This window comes from Pseudomonas putida (assembly GCF_028682635.1).
GTDB classification, from domain to species: Bacteria; Pseudomonadota; Gammaproteobacteria; order Pseudomonadales; family Pseudomonadaceae; genus Aquipseudomonas; species Aquipseudomonas putida_AE.
In genome coordinates this window covers 245,653-264,026 of sequence record NZ_JANHLK010000003.1, presented here as the reverse complement: position 1 = coordinate 264,026, position 18,374 = coordinate 245,653, and the positions used below count along the sequence as shown (strand labels likewise).

Annotated in this window: 19 protein-coding genes; all 19 read left to right on the top strand. The window is 57.1% G+C overall.

Annotated elements, in window-relative coordinates; all coding sequences use genetic code 11:
* The first annotated feature begins 15 nt into the window (after positions 1-15).
* The 19 genes from rnpA (at position 16) to NPS56_RS05400 (ending at position 18,374) form a co-directional block, all read left to right on the top strand.
* A complete protein-coding gene (gene rnpA / locus NPS56_RS05490) occupies positions 16-417 on the top strand; it encodes a ribonuclease P protein component (protein ID WP_274073874.1) in 402 nt (133 codons plus the stop codon).
* Positions 410-655 (top strand): membrane protein insertion efficiency factor YidD, encoded by a 246-nt coding sequence (gene yidD, locus NPS56_RS05485; RefSeq protein ID WP_080725322.1) that lies wholly within the window; start codon positions 410-412, stop codon positions 653-655. The genes rnpA and yidD overlap by 8 nt, the downstream gene beginning before the upstream one ends.
* A 2-nt stretch (positions 656-657) precedes the next feature.
* Positions 658-2,337: a membrane protein insertase YidC gene (yidC, locus tag NPS56_RS05480; protein WP_274073782.1), complete on the top strand. Its 1,680-nt coding sequence runs from the start codon at positions 658-660 to the stop codon at positions 2,335-2,337.
* A 79-nt stretch (positions 2,338-2,416) separates the two neighbouring features.
* Positions 2,417-3,787 carry a tRNA uridine-5-carboxymethylaminomethyl(34) synthesis GTPase MnmE gene (mnmE, locus tag NPS56_RS05475; RefSeq protein WP_274073781.1) on the top strand — a complete coding sequence of 457 codons (1,371 nt, stop codon included), beginning with the start codon at positions 2,417-2,419 and terminating at the stop codon, positions 3,785-3,787.
* Positions 3,788-4,417: 630 nt separating this feature from the next.
* A complete protein-coding gene (mnmG, locus tag NPS56_RS05470) occupies positions 4,418-6,316 on the top strand; it encodes a tRNA uridine-5-carboxymethylaminomethyl(34) synthesis enzyme MnmG (protein WP_110748358.1) in 1,899 nt (632 codons plus the stop codon).
* Positions 6,313-6,957: a 16S rRNA (guanine(527)-N(7))-methyltransferase RsmG gene (gene rsmG / locus NPS56_RS05465; RefSeq protein ID WP_274073780.1), complete on the top strand. Its 645-nt coding sequence runs from the start codon at positions 6,313-6,315 to the stop codon at positions 6,955-6,957. The genes mnmG and rsmG overlap by 4 nt, the downstream gene beginning before the upstream one ends.
* An 18-nt stretch (positions 6,958-6,975) precedes the next feature.
* Positions 6,976-7,773, top strand: coding sequence for a ParA family protein (locus NPS56_RS05460; RefSeq protein ID WP_008064610.1), 798 nt, complete (start codon positions 6,976-6,978; stop codon positions 7,771-7,773).
* A 9-nt stretch (positions 7,774-7,782) separates the two neighbouring features.
* Positions 7,783-8,655, top strand: coding sequence for a ParB/RepB/Spo0J family partition protein (locus NPS56_RS05455; RefSeq protein WP_046818611.1), 873 nt, complete (start codon positions 7,783-7,785; stop codon positions 8,653-8,655).
* Between the two features lie 148 nt (positions 8,656-8,803).
* Positions 8,804-9,211: a F0F1 ATP synthase subunit I gene (locus tag NPS56_RS05450; RefSeq protein WP_007969901.1), complete on the top strand. Its 408-nt coding sequence runs from the start codon at positions 8,804-8,806 to the stop codon at positions 9,209-9,211.
* A gap of 16 nt (positions 9,212-9,227) precedes the next feature.
* Positions 9,228-10,097: a F0F1 ATP synthase subunit A gene (gene atpB, locus NPS56_RS05445; RefSeq protein WP_274073779.1), complete on the top strand. Its 870-nt coding sequence runs from the start codon at positions 9,228-9,230 to the stop codon at positions 10,095-10,097.
* A 134-nt stretch (positions 10,098-10,231) separates the two neighbouring features.
* The gene (gene atpE, locus NPS56_RS05440; protein ID WP_003097235.1) at positions 10,232-10,489 is read left to right on the top strand and encodes a F0F1 ATP synthase subunit C; all 258 of its coding nucleotides are present in this window, start codon (positions 10,232-10,234) and stop codon (positions 10,487-10,489) included.
* Positions 10,490-10,547: 58 nt separating this feature from the next.
* Positions 10,548-11,018: a F0F1 ATP synthase subunit B gene (locus tag NPS56_RS05435; RefSeq protein ID WP_274073778.1), complete on the top strand. Its 471-nt coding sequence runs from the start codon at positions 10,548-10,550 to the stop codon at positions 11,016-11,018.
* 12 nt (positions 11,019-11,030) lie between these two features.
* Positions 11,031-11,567, top strand: a complete 537-nt coding sequence (locus tag NPS56_RS05430; RefSeq protein ID WP_274073777.1) for a F0F1 ATP synthase subunit delta — start codon at positions 11,031-11,033, stop codon at positions 11,565-11,567.
* Positions 11,568-11,588: 21 nt separating this feature from the next.
* Positions 11,589-13,133 (top strand): F0F1 ATP synthase subunit alpha, encoded by a 1,545-nt coding sequence (gene atpA, locus NPS56_RS05425; protein WP_274073776.1) that lies wholly within the window; start codon positions 11,589-11,591, stop codon positions 13,131-13,133.
* 50 nt (positions 13,134-13,183) lie between these two features.
* Entirely contained in the window at positions 13,184-14,044 is an 861-nt protein-coding gene (gene atpG, locus NPS56_RS05420; RefSeq protein WP_008064595.1) for a F0F1 ATP synthase subunit gamma, read from the top strand.
* A gap of 27 nt (positions 14,045-14,071) precedes the next feature.
* On the top strand, positions 14,072-15,451 hold the full coding sequence (atpD, locus tag NPS56_RS05415; RefSeq protein WP_020797984.1) for a F0F1 ATP synthase subunit beta: 1,380 nt from the start codon (positions 14,072-14,074) through the stop codon (positions 15,449-15,451).
* Between the two features lie 45 nt (positions 15,452-15,496).
* A complete protein-coding gene (locus tag NPS56_RS05410) occupies positions 15,497-15,922 on the top strand; it encodes a F0F1 ATP synthase subunit epsilon (RefSeq protein WP_007969909.1) in 426 nt (141 codons plus the stop codon).
* 113 nt (positions 15,923-16,035) lie between these two features.
* Entirely contained in the window at positions 16,036-17,403 is a 1,368-nt protein-coding gene (gene glmU, locus NPS56_RS05405) for a bifunctional UDP-N-acetylglucosamine diphosphorylase/glucosamine-1-phosphate N-acetyltransferase GlmU (RefSeq protein ID WP_274073775.1), read from the top strand.
* A gap of 191 nt (positions 17,404-17,594) precedes the next feature.
* The gene (locus NPS56_RS05400) at positions 17,595-18,374 is read left to right on the top strand and encodes a DeoR/GlpR family DNA-binding transcription regulator (RefSeq protein WP_274073873.1); all 780 of its coding nucleotides are present in this window, start codon (positions 17,595-17,597) and stop codon (positions 18,372-18,374) included.

The following is an 18,374-nucleotide window of genomic DNA, read 5'->3' as shown; positions in this document are numbered from 1 at the left end:
AATCCGGCACTGGAGGTGAGTCAGGACTTCAGTCGGGAAAAGCGTCTGCTTACCCCCCGGCATTTCAAGGCGGTCTTTGACTCCCCTACCGGCAAGGTTCCGGGGAAAAATCTCCTGCTCCTTGCGCGCAAAAACGATCTTGATCACCCCCGTCTCGGGCTGGTTATCGGGAAAAAGAGCGTAAAGCTCTCCGTCGAGCGCAATCGCCTCAAACGTCTGATGCGCGAATCGTTTCGCCTGAACCAGGATTCACTGGCAGGCTGGGACATCGTTATCGTCGCGCGCAAAGGTTTGGGTGACGTAGAAAACCCCGAATTGATTCAGCATTTCGGCAAACTCTGGAAGCGTCTGGCACGCAGCACGCCAGTACCAGCAGTCAAAACCGAAACTGTAGGGGTAGACAGTCCCGATGCGTAAACTGGCACTCGTTCCGATCCAGTTTTATCGCTACGCCATTAGTCCCCTGATGGCCAGTCACTGTCGTTTCTACCCCAGTTGTTCCTGCTACGCGTTAGAAGCCATTGAAAATCATGGCCTTCTTCGCGGTGGCTGGCTGACCTTTCGTCGTTTAGGTCGCTGTCATCCGTGGAATCCCGGTGGTTATGACCCGGTTCCATCTATCCCTACCTCCCGTTCTTCTTCGATGGCCGAGTAATCATGGATATCAAACGCACGATCCTGATCGTCGCCCTGGCAATCGTGTCCTACGTTATGGTTCTTAAATGGAACCAGGACTATGGCCAGGCTGCCTTGCCGACTCAGAATGTTGCTTCCAGTACGACCGCACCGGGCCTCCCGGATACGGCCACTGGCAATAAAGCGTCCGTCAGTGACGACATTCCGCACGCCGCAAACGATACCAGCGCACCTGCCGAAACTCCGGTAGCGGCGAGCACCGACCTCATCCAGATCAAAACGGATGTGCTCGATCTGGCCATCGATCCACAGGGTGGTGATGTTGCCCAACTGAAATTGCCGCTGTATCCACGTCGTCAGGACCATCCGGAAATTCCATTCCAGCTGTTCGACAACGGCAACGAACGGACTTATCTGGCGCAAAGTGGCCTGATTGGCAGCAACGGCCCGGATGCAAGTCCTGCCGGTCGTCCGATTTACTCGGCAGAGAAGAAGGTTTACCAGCTGGCTGACGGTCAGGACCAATTGGTCGTGGACCTGAAGTTCAGCAAGGACGGCGTCAACTACATCAAGCGTTTCACTCTGAAACGCGGCCTGTATGACGTAACCGTGTCCTACCTGATCGACAACCAGAGCGCACAGCCCTGGTCCGGTGCAATGTTCGCGCAATTGAAGCGTGACGCCAGCTCCGATCCGTCTTCCAGCACCGCCACCGGTACCGCGACTTACCTGGGCGCCGCCCTGTGGACAAGTTCGGAGCCGTACAAGAAAGTGTCCATGAAGGACATGGACAAGGCGCAGCTGAAAGAAACCGTTACCGGCGGTTGGGTTGCCTGGTTGCAACACTACTTCGTGACCGCGTGGATTCCGGCGAAGGGCGAAAACAACGTCGTCCAGACCCGTAAAGACAGCAAAGGCAACTACATCATCGGTTACACCGGTCCTTCGTTGACCGTTGCTCCCGGTGCCAAGGCTGAAACCAGCGCTACTCTGTACGCCGGTCCGAAAAGCCAGGCTGTGCTCAAAGAGTTGTCCCCAGGTCTGGAACTGACTGTCGACTACGGCATCCTGTGGTTCATCGCTCAACCGATCTTCTGGTTGCTGCAACACATCCACGCCATTGTGGGTAACTGGGGCTGGTCGATTATCTTCCTGACCATGCTGATCAAGGGGATCTTCTTCCCGTTGTCGGCCGCCAGCTACAAATCCATGGCGCGCATGCGTGCAGTGGCTCCGAAACTGGCTGCGCTGAAAGAGCAACATGGCGATGACCGGCAGAAAATGTCGCAAGCCATGATGGAGCTGTACAAGAAAGAGAAGATCAATCCGCTGGGTGGTTGCTTGCCAATCCTCGTGCAGATGCCGGTATTCCTTTCGTTGTACTGGGTTCTGCTGGAAAGCGTTGAAATGCGCCAAGCGCCGTTCATGCTGTGGATTACCGACCTGTCGATCAAGGATCCGTTCTTCATCCTGCCGATCATCATGGGTGCAACCATGTTCATCCAGCAGCAGTTGAACCCGACTCCACCGGATCCGATGCAGGCCAAGGTGATGAAGCTGATGCCAATCATCTTCACCTTCTTCTTCCTGTGGTTCCCGGCTGGTCTGGTGCTGTACTGGGTAGTGAACAACTGCCTGTCGATCGCCCAACAGTGGTACATCACTCGTAAGATCGAAGCAGCTGCCAAAGCGACTGCCTGACTTACACTGTGGGTAACCACTCAAAACGCCCCCTAGTGGGGCGTTTTGCTATCTGTCACTTTTGTCTGGATACCGGTTTATGAGCGCTCCTCGTGAAACCATTGCCGCCGTCGCCACTGCCCAGGGTCGTGGCGGTGTCGGCATCGTGCGTATTTCCGGGCCTTTGGCCAGCATTGCGGCCAAGGCCTTCAGCGGTCGTGAACTCAAGCCGCGGTTCGCTCATTACGGACCGTTCCTGGGTGAAAACAACGAGGTGCTCGATCAGGGCATCACGCTGTATTTTCCCGGACCGAACTCGTTCACCGGCGAAGATGTACTGGAATTACAGGGGCACGGTGGCCCGGTCGTCCTGGATATGCTGCTGCAGCGCTGCCTTGAACTGGGTTGCCGCCTGGCCCGGCCGGGTGAATTCAGTGAACGGGCATTTTTGAACGACAAACTCGACCTGGCCCAGGCCGAAGCCATCGCCGACCTGATCGAAGCCAGTTCTGCACAAGCAGCTCGCAACGCATTGCGCTCCTTGCAAGGCGCCTTTTCGGCGCGTGTGCATAACCTCACGGAACAACTGATCGGCCTGCGGATTTATGTCGAAGCGGCGATCGACTTTCCGGAGGAAGAAATCGACTTCCTGGCCGATGGCCACGTATTGAGCATGCTCGACAAAGTTCGCGACGAGTTATCCACCGTCATGCGCGAAGCCGGGCAGGGTGCCTTGCTGCGCGATGGCATGACGGTGGTCATCGCCGGTCGTCCGAATGCTGGAAAATCCAGCCTGCTCAATGCACTGGCCGGTCGCGAAGCGGCCATCGTCACCGAGATCGCCGGCACCACGCGGGACGTCCTGCGCGAACATATCCACATCGATGGCATGCCCCTGCATGTGGTGGATACCGCCGGACTGCGCGATACCGATGACCATGTGGAAAAGATTGGTGTGGAGCGGGCGTTGAAAGCCATTGGCGAGGCCGATCGGGTCCTGCTGGTGGTCGATGCGACCGCGCCGGAAGCCCTCGATCCTTTTGCGCTATGGCCTGAGTTCCTCGAAACCCGCCCTGATCCGGCGAAAGTCACGCTGATCCGTAACAAGGCCGACCTTACGGGCGAGGCCATGGCCCTGGAAATCAGCGATGATGGGCATGTCACCATCAGCCTCAGCGCCAAGTCTGCAGGGGTTGGCCTTGAGCTGCTGCGCGACCACTTGAAGGCTTGCATGGGTTATGAACAGACCTCGGAAAGCAGCTTCAGTGCGCGCAGGCGCCACCTGGACGCATTGCGTCATGCCAGTGCTTCCCTCGAGCACGGCCGGGCGCAACTGACCTTGGCGGGTGCCGGTGAGTTGCTGGCCGAGGATTTGCGCCAAGCTCAGCAGTCCCTGGGCGAAATCACCGGTGCGTTCAGCTCCGATGACCTGTTGGGGCGAATCTTCTCCAGCTTCTGCATCGGTAAGTAGGAGCAAGCTTGCTCGCGATGGACGTTAACGATGACGCGTGTATTGCTGGTTAAACGTGTCGCCCTTAGCTCCATCGCGAGCGAGCTCGCTCCTACAAGGGCCTGCTTTCAAGCCTGTCTGTTTCTTCCTTTCTCTTGATTTCGTCCAGTGCCGAGCAGATTTCCCCCTGCTTGAGCGGATTTTCTGTGCCCAGGATCTGACTGATCCGCGTTTTCCTGTGGATTAAGCCCTGTGAATAACCGCAGCTAAGGCCAGTTGATAACAGGGCCTCAAAACTGAAGATAACCACCCCTGTGGATAAGCACCCCATTCATCCACAGGCTTAAACCGGTTATCCAAGGGCCTCATAGGCACATGACCACAGGGTTTTGAATCTCTGTACACATTGAATTTAAAGGCCTGTAACAATCTATCCACAGAAAGGCATGTCAGTAGAAATAAACATAAAAACAAAGATTTAATAAATTTCTCTCTTTTTAATTTCTATAACCGCCACTTCTCCACAGCTGGTTAAATTTTGTGCAAAGGGTTCTTTAGGAAGGGCGAAGTCCCTATACTTGTCGACCAGGTCCAAAAACCTGAGCTCAAACTATTCCTGAATTACCTACTTAAGCAGGCACGAGGTGCGTGGTGGATTTCCCTTCCCGTTTTGAAGTGATCGTCATCGGCGGCGGTCATGCCGGTACCGAGGCAGCACTGGCCTCAGCACGTATGGGGGTCAAGACCCTGTTGCTGACGCATAACGTGGAAACCCTCGGTGCCATGAGTTGCAACCCGGCCATTGGCGGGATCGGCAAAAGTCATCTGGTCAAGGAAATCGACGCCCTGGGCGGCGCGATGGCCATTGCTACCGATAAAGGCGGCATCCAGTTTCGCGTGTTGAACAGCCGCAAAGGCCCAGCCGTACGGGCGACTCGTGCGCAAGCCGACCGGGTTCTATACAAGGCCGCTGTCCGCGAAATTCTGGAAAACCAGCCGAACCTGTGGATATTTCAACAGGCTGCAGACGACCTGATCGTCGAGCAGGAACAAGTGCGCGGTGTTGTCACCCAAATGGGCCTGCGTTTCCTCGCCGATTCCGTGGTGTTGACCACCGGTACCTTCCTCGGTGGACTTATCCACATCGGTTTGCAGAATTTTTCCGGCGGGCGCGCCGGTGATCCGCCGTCGATCGCCCTGGCTCAACGCCTTCGTGAATTGCCGCTGCGGGTCGGTCGCCTGAAAACCGGAACGCCGCCGCGTATCGACGCCCGGTCTGTGGATTTCTCGGTGATGACCGAGCAGGCCGGCGATACGCCGATTCCAGTGATGTCGTTCATGGGCTCCAAGGAGCAGCACCCACGACAGGTCAGCTGCTGGATCACCCACACCAACGCGCGCACTCACGAAATCATTGCCGCGAACCTCGACCGTTCGCCGATGTATTCGGCTGCGGGTGAAATCGAAGGCATCGGCCCGCGTTACTGCCCGTCGATCGAAGACAAGATCCATCGTTTTGCCGACAAGCAAAGCCACCAGGTTTTCATCGAACCGGAAGGCTTGACCACCAACGAGCTGTACCCGAACGGAATTTCCACCTCCTTGCCGTTCGACGTGCAATTGCAGATCGTGCAGTCGATCCGCGGCATGGAAAACGCACACATCGTGCGCCCGGGCTACGCCATCGAATACGACTACTTCGACCCGCGTGACCTGAAGTACAGCCTGGAAACCAAAGTCATCGGCGGCCTGTTCTTTGCCGGGCAAATCAACGGCACCACCGGTTACGAAGAAGCCGGCGCCCAGGGTTTGCTGGCCGGAACCAACGCCGCGCTGCGTGCTCAAGGCAAAGATGCCTGGTGTCCGCGTCGCGACGAAGCCTACATCGGCGTTCTGGTTGACGACCTGATTACCCTCGGCACCCAGGAGCCGTACCGGATGTTCACATCCCGTGCCGAATACCGCCTGATCCTGCGCGAAGACAACGCCGACCTGCGCTTGACCGAAAAAGGTCGCGAATTGGGTCTGGTCGATGACGCGCGCTGGGCAGCGTTCTGCAAAAAGCGCGAAAGCATCGAACTGGAAGAGCAGCGTCTGAAAAGTACCTGGGTACGCCCGGGCACCGAGCAGGGCGATGCGATCGCGGAAAAATTCGGCACGCCGCTGACTCACGAATACAACCTGCTCAATCTGCTGAGCCGTCCGGAAATCGACTACGCTGGTCTGATCGCCGTCACCGGTGGTGGCGCGGAAGATCCACAGGTGGCCGAACAGGTCGAAATCAAGACCAAATACGCCGGCTACATCGATCGTCAACAGGATGAAATCGCGCGTCTGCGGGCCAGCGAAGACACCAAACTGCCTGTGGATATCGATTACACGAACATTTCCGGTCTCTCCAAAGAGATCCAGAGCAAGCTCGGCGCGACCCGTCCAGAGACATTGGGTCAGGCATCACGTATCCCGGGCGTGACACCGGCAGCCATTTCCCTGTTGATGATTCATTTGAAAAAACGCGGCGCGGGCCGTCAGTTGGAGCAAAGCGCTTGAGTTCGTTGGTCACCCCGCAACACGCAGAAGAGTTATCCACAGGTGCTCGCGAGCTCGGTGTGGCTTTGAGTGAAACCCAGCAGGCACAACTGCTGGGTTATCTGGCCCTGTTGATAAAATGGAACAAGGCCTACAACCTCACGGCCGTGCGCGATCCCGATGAAATGGTGTCGCGTCATTTGCTCGATAGCCTGAGCGTGATGTCGTTCGTCGAAAACGGTCGCTGGCTCGATGTTGGCAGCGGTGGCGGCATGCCGGGCATTCCCCTGGCCATCCTGTTTCCCGAGTCGCAAGTGACCTGTCTGGACAGCAACGGCAAGAAGACCCGCTTCCTGACCCAGGTCAAACTCGAGCTGAAACTGGACAACCTGCAAGTTATCCACAGTCGCGTCGAAGCGTTCCAGCCTGCACAGCCCTTCAACGGGATCATTTCCCGGGCCTTCAGCAGCATGGAGAACTTCAGCAACTGGACGCGCCACCTTGGTGACACCGATACGCGCTGGCTGGCAATGAAGGGCGTTCATCCCGCCGATGAGCTGGTAGCATTGCCGACAGACTTCCACCTCGATAGCGAACACGCCCTGGCCGTACCTGGTTGCCAAGGCCAACGCCATCTGCTGATACTGCGCCGCACGGCATGATTGGGAACACAAGCAAGAATGGCTAAGGTATTCGCAATAGCGAACCAAAAGGGTGGTGTGGGCAAGACCACCACCTGTATCAACCTCGCAGCATCCCTGGTCGCGACCAAGCGTCGGGTATTGCTGATCGATCTCGATCCACAGGGCAACGCCACCATGGGTAGCGGTGTGGACAAACACGGCCTGGAAAACTCGGTCTATGACCTGCTGATCGGGGAGTGCGACCTGGCCCAGGCCATGCATTTCTCCGAGCACGGCGGTTACCAGCTGTTGCCGGCCAACCGTGACCTGACCGCGGCCGAAGTGGTTCTGCTGGAAATGCAGATGAAGGAAAGCCGCCTGCGCAGTGCGCTGGCGCCGATCCGTGAAAACTACGACTACATCCTGATCGACTGCCCGCCATCGCTGTCGATGCTGACCTTGAACGCACTGGTTGCCGCCGACGGGGTGATTATCCCCATGCAGTGCGAGTACTTCGCACTCGAAGGCTTGAGCGACCTTGTGGATAACATCAAGCGCATCGCCGAGCTGCTCAATCCGAACCTCAAGGTCGAAGGCCTTTTGCGCACGATGTACGACCCGCGCCTGAGCCTGATGAACGACGTATCGGCCCAGCTCAAGGAACACTTCGGCGACCAGCTGTACGACACGGTCATTCCGCGCAACATTCGCCTGGCCGAAGCGCCGAGCTACGGCATGCCGGCGCTGGCGTACGACAAATCATCGCGCGGTGCCGTGGCCTATCTGGCCCTGGCGGGCGAGATGGTCCGTCGTCAACGCAAAAACTCACGCATCGCCGCTGCTCAGGCAACTTAAGGAATCCCCATGGCCGTCAAGAAACGAGGTCTCGGACGTGGACTGGATGCACTGCTGAGTGGTCCGAGTGTCAGCGCGCTGGAAGAACAGGCGGTGCAAGCCGATTCGCGCGAGCTGCAACACCTGCCGCTGGACCTGCTGCAGCGCGGCAAGTACCAGCCGCGTCGCGACATGGATCCCCAGGCGCTCGAAGAGCTGGCGCAATCGATCAAGGCCCAGGGCGTGATGCAGCCGATCGTGGTGCGGCCGATCGGTAGCGGGCGCTACGAAATCATTGCCGGCGAACGCCGCTGGCGCGCCAGCCAGCAAGCTGGCCAGGAAACCATCCCGGCGATGGTGCGCGATGTCCCGGATGAAACTGCGATCGCCATCGCGCTGATCGAGAACATCCAGCGCGAAGACCTCAATCCGATCGAAGAAGCGGTGGCCTTGCAGCGCCTGCAAACGGAATTCCAGCTGACCCAGCAACAAGTCGCCGAAGCCGTGGGCAAGTCCCGGGTCACCGTGGCCAACCTGCTGCGCCTGATTTCCCTGCCGGAAGTCATCAAGACCATGCTTTCCCATGGCGACCTGGAAATGGGGCATGCCCGTGCATTGCTCGGTTTGCCGGAAAATCAACAGGTTGAAGGGGCGCGACATGTTGTCGCACGCGGACTGACCGTGCGCCAGACTGAAGCACTGGTTCGCCAGTGGTTGAGTGGCAAACCGGAGCCTGTGGAAACCCCAAAACCGGACCCGGATATTGCCCGCCTGGAACAGCGCCTGGCCGAGCGCCTAGGCTCTGCGGTGCAGATTCGCCATGGAAAGAAGGGTAAAGGGCAACTGGTCATTGGTTACAACTCCCTGGATGAACTTCAGGGTGTGCTCGCACACATTCGCTGAAACATTTCCTCATGTAGCGCGCAGTCGGAAATCACTACCTGACAGTTGAATAGGGGCTGAACCGCCCCTATACTCTGCGCGCATTTTGTCGGCACAAATTATGCCAAGTTATTGAATTCTGGCAGCCGACCATTGGAGAGCAAAAGTGATGGAAACCCGCACGCCAAACCGCTTGCCCTTCCATCGCCTGGCAGTTTTTCCGGTGTTAATGGCTCAATTTGTCGTTTTGCTGATCGCTGCTTTGGCGCTCTGGCAATGGCGGGGAGTCGTTGCCGGGTACTCGGGACTTTGCGGAGGCCTGATAGCCTTGCTGCCCAATGTTTATTTCGCTCACAGGGCATTTCGGTTTTCCGGCGCCCGAGCAGCCCAGTCCATCGTCCGGTCTTTTTATGCCGGCGAGGCAGGCAAACTGATTTTGACGGCAGTGCTGTTTGCACTGGTGTTTGCAGGTGTGAAGCCATTGGCACCGATTGCAGTATTCGGTGTCTTCGTGCTGACTCAGTCAGTCAGCTGGTTCGCTCCCCTGCTGATGAGAACAAGACTTTCGAGACCTTAGGGCGTTTGAGGCAACCATGGCAGAAACAACCGCTTCGGGCTATATCCAGCACCACTTGCAGAACCTGACCTTCGGTCAGCACCCTACCGGCGGCTGGGGCTTTGCCCACACCGCAGCAGAAGCCAAGGAAATGGGCTTCTGGGCTTTCCACGTCGATACTCTCGGCTGGTCGGTCGCATTGGGTCTGATCTTCGTTCTTCTTTTCCGCATGGCGGCGAAGAAAGCGACTTCCGGTCAACCAGGTGCTTTGCAGAACTTCGTTGAAGTATTGGTCGAATTCGTCGATGGCAGCGTGAAAGACAGCTTCCATGGCCGTAGCCCGGTGATTGCACCGCTGGCACTGACCATCTTCGTCTGGGTGTTCCTGATGAACGCCGTCGACCTGGTACCGGTCGACTGGATTCCTCAGCTGGCCATCCTGATTTCCGGTGACCCTCACATCCCGTTCCGCGCCGTGTCGACCACCGACCCGAACGCGACCCTGGGCATGGCGTTGTCGGTTTTCGCACTGATCATTTTCTACAGCATCAAGGTCAAGGGTATCGGCGGCTTCATCGGCGAACTGACCCTGCACCCGTTCGGCAGCAAGAACATCTTCGTTCAGGCCCTGCTGATCCCGGTGAACTTCCTGCTGGAATTCGTGACCCTGATCGCCAAGCCGATTTCCCTGGCTCTGCGTCTGTTCGGCAACATGTATGCCGGCGAGCTGGTCTTCATTCTGATTGCTGTGATGTTCGGCAGCGGTCTGCTCTGGCTTAGTGGCCTGGGCGTTGTTCTGCAGTGGGCGTGGGCTGTGTTCCACATCCTGATCATCACCCTGCAGGCGTTCATCTTCATGATGCTGACCATCGTCTACCTGTCGATGGCGCACGAAGAAAACCATTAAGACCAGTCTCGACTAGTCTGATGTCCCTCCCGGTCAAACGGGAGGGTGCTCCTCACGGGGCATCTGAAACGATTTGTTTTACCGCTTTAAATTAAAAAAACCTAAACCATACGACGTAAAAGTCGGGAGGAAAGATGGAAACTGTAGTTGGTCTAACCGCTATCGCTGTTGCACTGTTGATCGGCCTGGGCGCACTGGGTACCGCAATTGGTTTCGGCCTGTTGGGCGGCAAGTTCCTGGAAGGCGCAGCGCGTCAGCCAGAAATGGTTCCAATGCTGCAAGTCAAAATGTTCATCGTTGCCGGTCTGCTCGACGCCGTAACCATGATCGGTGTTGGTATCGCTCTGTTCTTCACCTTTGCGAACCCGTTCGTTGGTCAGATCGCTGGCTGATTACTCGGATATTCCGGGTAATTTGGTGTGATGGACAACGTAACTGCGAGGTGTTGGCGTGAACATTAATGCGACCCTGATTGGCCAGTCCGTTGCGTTCCTGATTTTTGTACTGTTCTGCATGAAGTTCGTATGGCCTCCGGTCATCGCGGCTCTGCACGAACGTCAAAAGAAGATCGCTGATGGTCTGGACGCTGCCAGCCGTGCAGCTCGCGACCTGGAGTTGGCCCAAGAGAAAGCGGGTCAGCAACTGCGCGAAGCGAAAGCTCAGGCAGCTGAAATCATCGAGCAAGCCAAGAAACGCGGTAACCAGATCGTTGAAGAGGCTGTTGAAAAAGCCCGTATCGACGCTGACCGTGTGAAGGTTCAGGCTCAGGCCGAGATCGAACAGGAACTGAACAGTGTCAAAGACGCGCTGCGTGCCCAAGTGGGTACTCTGGCCGTTGATGGTGCTTCGAAGATCCTGGGCAAAGCAATCGATCAAAACGCGCACGCAGAGCTGGTTAACCAACTGGCTGCTGAAATCTAAGCGAGGGCGATCATGGCAGAACTGACCACGTTGGCCCGACCTTACGCTAAGGCGGCCTTCGAGCACGCTCAGGCCCACCAGCAACTGGCCAATTGGTCAGCCATGCTCGGCCTGGCAGCAGCGGTGTCGCAAGACGACACCATGCTGCGCGTGCTCAAGGCCCCGCGACTGACGAGCGCAGAAAAGGCCGCCACGTTCATTGACGTGTGCGGCGACAAGTTCGATGCCAAGGCACAGAATTTCATCAATGTCGTTGCCGAAAACGACCGTCTCCCGCTGTTGCCGGAGATCTCCGCTCTGTTCGACCTGTACAAGGCCGAGCAAGAGAAGTCGGTAGACGTTGAAGTGACCAGTGCTTTTGCATTGAACCAAGAACAGCAAGACAAACTCGCCAAGGTTCTCAGTGCACGACTCAACCGGGAAGTGCGCCTGCAAGTTGCGGAGGATGCTGCCCTGATAGGTGGTGTCGTAATCCGCGCCGGCGACCTGGTTATCGATGGCTCGATTCGCGGCAAAATCGCGAAACTTGCCGAAGCATTGAAATCTTGAGTTTGAAGGGGCAGCAGAGCAATGCAGCAACTCAATCCTTCCGAAATAAGTGAAATTATCAAGGGCCGCATCGACAAGCTCGATGTGACCTCCCAAGCCCGTAACGAAGGCACTGTCGTCAGCGTATCTGACGGTATCGTGCGGATTCACGGTCTGGCCGACGTAATGTACGGCGAGATGATCGAGTTTCCGGGCGGCGTCTTCGGTATGGCTCTCAACCTGGAGCAAGACTCCGTAGGTGCCGTAGTACTGGGCGCTTACCAGTCTCTGGCTGAAGGCATGAGCGCCAAGTGCACCGGCCGCATCCTCGAAGTTCCGGTTGGTAAGGAACTGCTGGGTCGCGTAGTCGACGCACTGGGTAACCCTGTTGACGGCAAAGGTCCACTGGGCAACACCGAGACCGACGCGGTCGAGAAAGTTGCTCCAGGCGTGATCTGGCGTAAGTCGGTAGACCAGCCTGTACAGACTGGCTACAAGGCTGTCGATGCCATGATCCCTGTCGGCCGTGGCCAGCGTGAGCTGATCATCGGTGACCGTCAGATCGGTAAAACCGCTCTGGCGATCGACGCGATCATCAACCAGAAAGACAGCGGCATTTTCTGCGTCTACGTAGCCATCGGTCAGAAACAATCGACCATCGCCAACGTGGTTCGCAAGCTGGAAGAAAACGGCGCCCTGGCCAACACGATCATCGTGGCTGCCAGTGCTTCGGAATCTCCTGCACTGCAATTCCTGGCACCGTACTCCGGTTGCACCATGGGCGAATACTTCCGCGACCGCGGTGAAGACGCGCTGATCGTTTATGACGATCTGTCCAAGCAAGCAGTGGCTTACCGCCAGATTTCCCTGCTGCTGCGCCGTCCACCAGGCCGTGAAGCTTACCCAGGCGACGTGTTCTATCTCCACTCCCGTCTGCTGGAGCGCGCATCCCGCGTTTCGGAAGAGTACGTAGAGAAGTTCACCAACGGCGCAGTGACCGGCAAAACCGGTTCCCTGACCGCACTGCCGATCATCGAAACCCAGGCTGGCGACGTTTCCGCGTTCGTTCCGACCAACGTGATTTCCATCACCGACGGTCAGATCTTCCTGGAATCGGCCATGTTCAACTCGGGCATCCGTCCTGCAGTGAACGCCGGTGTTTCGGTATCCCGTGTGGGTGGTGCCGCTCAGACCAAGATCATCAAGAAGCTGTCCGGTGGTATCCGTACCGCTCTGGCTCAGTACCGTGAACTGGCGGCATTCGCCCAGTTCGCTTCTGACCTGGACGAAGCGACCCGTAAGCAACTTGAGCATGGTCAGCGCGTTACCGAGCTGATGAAGCAGAAGCAATACGCCCCAATGTCGATCGCTGACATGGCGTTGTCGCTGTATGCCGCTGAGCGTGGGTTCCTGACTGACGTCGAAATCACCAAGGTCGGCAGCTTTGAACAAGCGCTGATTGCTTACTTCAACCGCGATCACGCCGATTTGATGGCGAAGATCAACGTTAAAGGTGACTTCAATGACGAAATCGACGCTGGCATGAAAGCCGGTATCGAGAAGTTCAAGGCCACCCAAACCTGGTAAGCCGCAGCGGGAGCCGCAAGGCTCCCGCTTGCTAACCTGATAGGTGTTACATGGCAGGCGCAAAAGAGATTCGCAGTAAGATTGCGAGCATCAAAAGCACGCAAAAAATTACCAGCGCCATGGAAAAAGTGGCGGTCAGCAAAATGCGCAAGGCACAAATGCGCATGGCAGCTAGCCGTCCTTATGCGGAGCGCATCCGCCAGGTTATTGGGCATCTGGCCAACGCCAACCCGGAATACCGCCACCCGTTCATGATCGACCGCGAAATCAAGCGTGTTGGTTATGTCGTAGTGAGCAGTGACCGTGGTCTGTGCGGTGGCTTGAACACCAACCTGTTCAAGGCCCTGGTCAAGGACATGGCGGTAAACCGCGAGAAAGGCGTCGAGATTGATCTGTGTGTAGTGGGTAGCAAGGGTGCGGCCTTTTTCCGCAACTTCGGCGGCAACGTCGTAGCAGCTATCAGCCACCTGGGTGAAGAGCCGTCGATCAACGACTTGATCGGTAGCGTCAAAGTGATGCTGGATGCTTACCTGGACGGCCGTATTGACCGCCTGTCCGTGGTGTCCAACAAGTTCATCAACACCATGACGCAACAGCCTACCGTGGAGCAATTGATTCCACTGGTGGCAACCCCGGATCAGGACCTCAAGCACCACTGGGACTATCTCTACGAACCGGATGCCAAAGAGCTGCTTGACGGCTTGATGGTCCGCTACGTTGAGTCGCAGGTCTACCAGGCGGTGGTCGAGAACAACGCGGCTGAACAAGCTGCGCGGATGATCGCGATGAAGAACGCTACCGACAACGCCGGTGATTTGATCAGCGATTTGCAGCTGGTCTACAACAAGGCGCGTCAGGCTGCGATCACCCAAGAGATCTCGGAAATCGTCGGCGGCGCTGCCGCGGTTTAACGGTTCAAATATTCAGAGGATCCAGCTATGAGTAGCGGACGTATCGTTCAAATCATCGGCGCCGTTATCGACGTGGAATTTCCACGCGACAGCGTACCGAGCATCTACAACGCGCTGAAAGTAGTGAGCGCGGCCGAAACCACCCTGGAAGTTCAGCAGCAGCTGGGCGACGGCGTGGTTCGCACCATTGCGATGGGTTCCACCGAGGGCTTGAAGCGCGGTCTGGAAGTTACCGATTCTGGCGCAGCCATCTCCGTACCAGTCGGTAAAGCGACCCTGGGCCGGATCATGGACGTACTGGGCAACCCGATCGACGAAGCTGGCCCAATCGCCACCGACGAGCGTTGGGGCATCCACCGTGCAGCGCCTTCGTTCGCTGAACAAGCGGGCGGCAACGACCTGCTGGAAACCGGCATCAAGGTTATCGACCTGGTTTGCCCGTTCGCCAAGGGTGGTAAAGTTGGTCTGTTCGGTGGTGCCGGTGTAGGCAAAACCGTAAACATGATGGAACTGATCCGTAACATCGCCATCGAGCACAGCGGTTATTCCGTGTTCGCCGGTGTGGGTGAGCGTACTCGTGAGGGTAACGACTTCTACCACGAGATGAAGGATTCCAACGTTCTGGACAAAGTGGCACTGGTTTACGGTCAGATGAACGAGCCGCCGGGTAACCGTCTGCGCGTAGCACTGACCGGCCTGACCATGGCCGAGAAGTTCCGTGACGAAGGTAACGACGTTCTGCTGTTCGTCGACAACATCTATCGTTACACCCTGGCCGGTACTGAAGTATCCGCACTGCTGGGCCGTATGCCTTCGGCAGTAGGTTACCAGCCGACCCTGGCTGAAGAGATGGGCGTTCTGCAAGAACGTATCACTTCGACCAAGGAAGGTTCGATCACCTCGATCCAAGCGGTATACGTACCTGCGGACGACTTGACCGACCCGTCGCCAGCGACCACCTTCGCCCACTTGGACGCCACCGTCGTTCTGTCCCGTGACATCGCTTCCCTGGGTATCTACCCAGCGGTAGACCCACTGGACTCGACTTCGCGCCAGCTGGACCCGAACGTAATCGGCCAGGATCACTACGACACCGCTCGCGGCGTCCAGTACGTTCTGCAGCGTTACAAAGAACTGAAGGACATCATTGCGATCCTGGGTATGGACGAGCTGTCGGAAGCCGACAAGCAGTTGGTAAACCGTGCTCGTAAGATCCAGCGTTTCTTGTCGCAGCCGTTCTTCGTGGCTGAAGTCTTCACCGGTGCATCGGGTAAATACGTTTCCCTGAAAGACACCATTGCTGGCTTCAAAGGCATCCTCAACGGTGACTACGACCACCTGCCAGAACAAGCGTTCTACATGGTTGGCGGCATCGAAGAAGCGATCGAGAAAGCCAAGAAACTGTAATCCCGGCGCCCGGAAACGGGCGCTAATTTAGGTTGAGGCAATCAGATGGCTATGACAGTCCATTGCGATATCGTCAGCGCGGAAGGGGAAATCTTTTCCGGTCTGGTCGAGATGGTGATTGCGCACGGTGCACTGGGTGATCTTGGTATCGCTCTGGGTCACGCGCCGCTGATCACTAATCTCAAGCCAGGTCCGATCCGCCTGGTCAAGCAGGGCGGGGAAGAGGAGGTGTATTACATCTCCGGTGGTTTCCTCGAGGTTCAGCCGAACATGGTCAAGGTTCTTGCCGATACCGTGCAACGTGCTGCCGACCTGGATGAAGCCTCTGCTCAGGAAGCCGTCAAGGCTGCCGAGAAGGCCTTGCATGAACGTGGCGCGGAATTCGATTACGGCTCCGCTGCCGCACGCCTGGCCGAGGCCGCAGCTCAGCTGCGCACCGTCCAGCAGATCCGCAAGAAGTTCGGCCACTAAGGCTGCGCTTGTTGTGTGATTGATTAAAAAGGGTAGCCTCGGCTACCCTTTTTTCTTTCCGAAATTCATCACGTTGGTCGCAGCCGCTGACCACCCAGGATTGGTAGCCAGTCATGTCTCTTGAAATCGTTATCCTCGCTGCTGGCCAAGGCACCCGCATGCGTTCGGCCCTGCCGAAAGTCTTGCACCCGATTGCCGGCAATTCGATGCTTGGCCATGTTATCCACAGCGCCCGACAACTTGATCCACAGCGCATCCACGTGGTGATCGGCCATGGTGCCGATGTAGTCCGCGAGCGCCTGGCCGCTGACGATCTGAACTTCGTCCTCCAGGACAAACAATTGGGCACCGGCCATGCCGTGGCCCAGGCGGTACCCTTCATCAAGGCCGACACCGTGCTGGTGCTTTACGGTGATGTGCCGTTGATTGAAATCGAAACCCTGCAGCGCTTGCTCAAGCTGGTAGTTCCAGGGCAGATGGGCCTGCTCACCGTCGAGCTGGATGACGCAACCGGTTACGGCCGAATCGTTCGCGACGCTGACGGAAAGGTCTGCGCCATCGTCGAGCACAAGGACGCCACTGAAGCTCAGCGCGCCATCAACGAAGGCAACACCGGCATTCTTGCGGTACCCGCCGATCGCCTGGCCGACTGGACCGGTCGTCTGTCGAACAACAACGCCCAGGGCGAGTATTACCTGACCGACGTCATCGAAATGGCGGTTAACGATGGTCTGGTGGTGGCCACCGAACAACCCCACGACGCCATGGAAGTGCAGGGCGCCAACGACCGCAAGCAGCTTTCCGATCTTGAGCGTCATTATCAGCTGCGCGCCGGCCGTCGCTTGATGGCTCAAGGCGTAACCCTGCGCGACCCGGCCCGATTTGATGTTCGCGGTGAAGTCAGCGTGGGTCGCGATGTGCTGATCGATATCAACGTGATCCTCGAAGGCAACGTCGTCATCGAAGATGACGTGGTGATCGGCCCGAACTGCGTGATCAAGGACAGCACCCTGCGTAAAGGCGTGGTGATCAAGGCCAACAGCCATATCGAAGGCGCTATTCTCGGCGAAGGCAGCGATGCTGGTCCGTTCGCACGTTTGCGTCCAGGCACCGTGCTCGAACCGCGGGCGCATGTGGGTAACTTTGTCGAATTGAAAAATGCTCACCTGGGCGAAGGTGCCAAGGCCGGCCACCTGACCTATCTGGGTGATGCCGAAGTGGGTGCGCGCACCAACATCGGCGCTGGCACCATCACCTGCAACTACGATGGCGCCAACAAGTGGAAAACCGTGCTGGGAGAAGACGTATTTATCGGTTCCAACAACTCTTTGGTTGCACCTGTGGATATCCTGGACGGTGCGACCACCGCGGCCGGCTCGACTATTACTTCAACTGTGGATAAAGCGCAGTTGGCGGTTGGTCGGGCTCGCCAGAAGAATATCGATGGCTGGAAGCGCCCGGTAAAGATCAAGAAGAGCTAAGTTATCCACACCTGAATGATGGGTAGCAGTTATTCACAGGCTGTCAATTATATTAATCGGCAAGTCTCGCTAGCTCAGGAGGCTTGCCGTTAATGTTTTTATCCACAGGTCTTTTTATTGTTAGTCGCTTGACGAAGTTTCCCTGATAGGGTTTGATTGCTTTCGTTATCTTTCGAATCGAAACTTACCAAATCATGTCGAAGCGCAACACGCCCCAGAGACGCCACAACATTCTTGCCTTGCTCAATGAGCAGGGTGAAGTCAGTGTGGATGAGCTTGCCAAGCGTTTCGAAACCTCTGAAGTTACGATTCGCAAGGATCTGGCGGCCCTTGAGAGCAACGGCCTGCTGCTGCGTCGTTATGGCGGTGCGATCACCCTGCCTCAGGAGTTGGTTGCCGACCTGAGTCAACCCATCTCCAGCTACAAACAGGCCATCGCCCGCGCAGCCGTCACTCGCATTCGCGAACATGCACGTATCATCATAGACAGTGGCAGCACGACTGCCTCGATGATTCCGCAATTGGGCCAGCAACCGGGCCTGGTGGTGATGACCAACTCCCTGCACGTCGCCAACGCCTTGAGCGAACTCGAGCATGAGCCGGTGCTGTTGATGACCGGCGGCACCTGGGACCCGCATTCTGAATCCTTTCAGGGGCAGGTCGCCGAGCAGGTCCTACGCTCCTACGACTTCGATCAATTGTTCATCGGTGCCGATGGTATTGATCTGGTCCGCGGTACAACCACCTTCAACGAATTGCTGGGACTGAGCCGGGTCATGGCCGAAGTCGCCCGTGAAGTGGTCGTGATGGTGGAGGCCGACAAGATCGGTCGCAAGATTCCCAACCTGGAGCTGCCCTGGAGCAGCGTCCATACCCTTATTACCGATGATCGCCTGTCGCTCGAAGCGCGGGATCAGATTCAAGCCCGCGGTATCACTTTGATTTGCGCGGCTGTCAGTCAGGAGAAATAA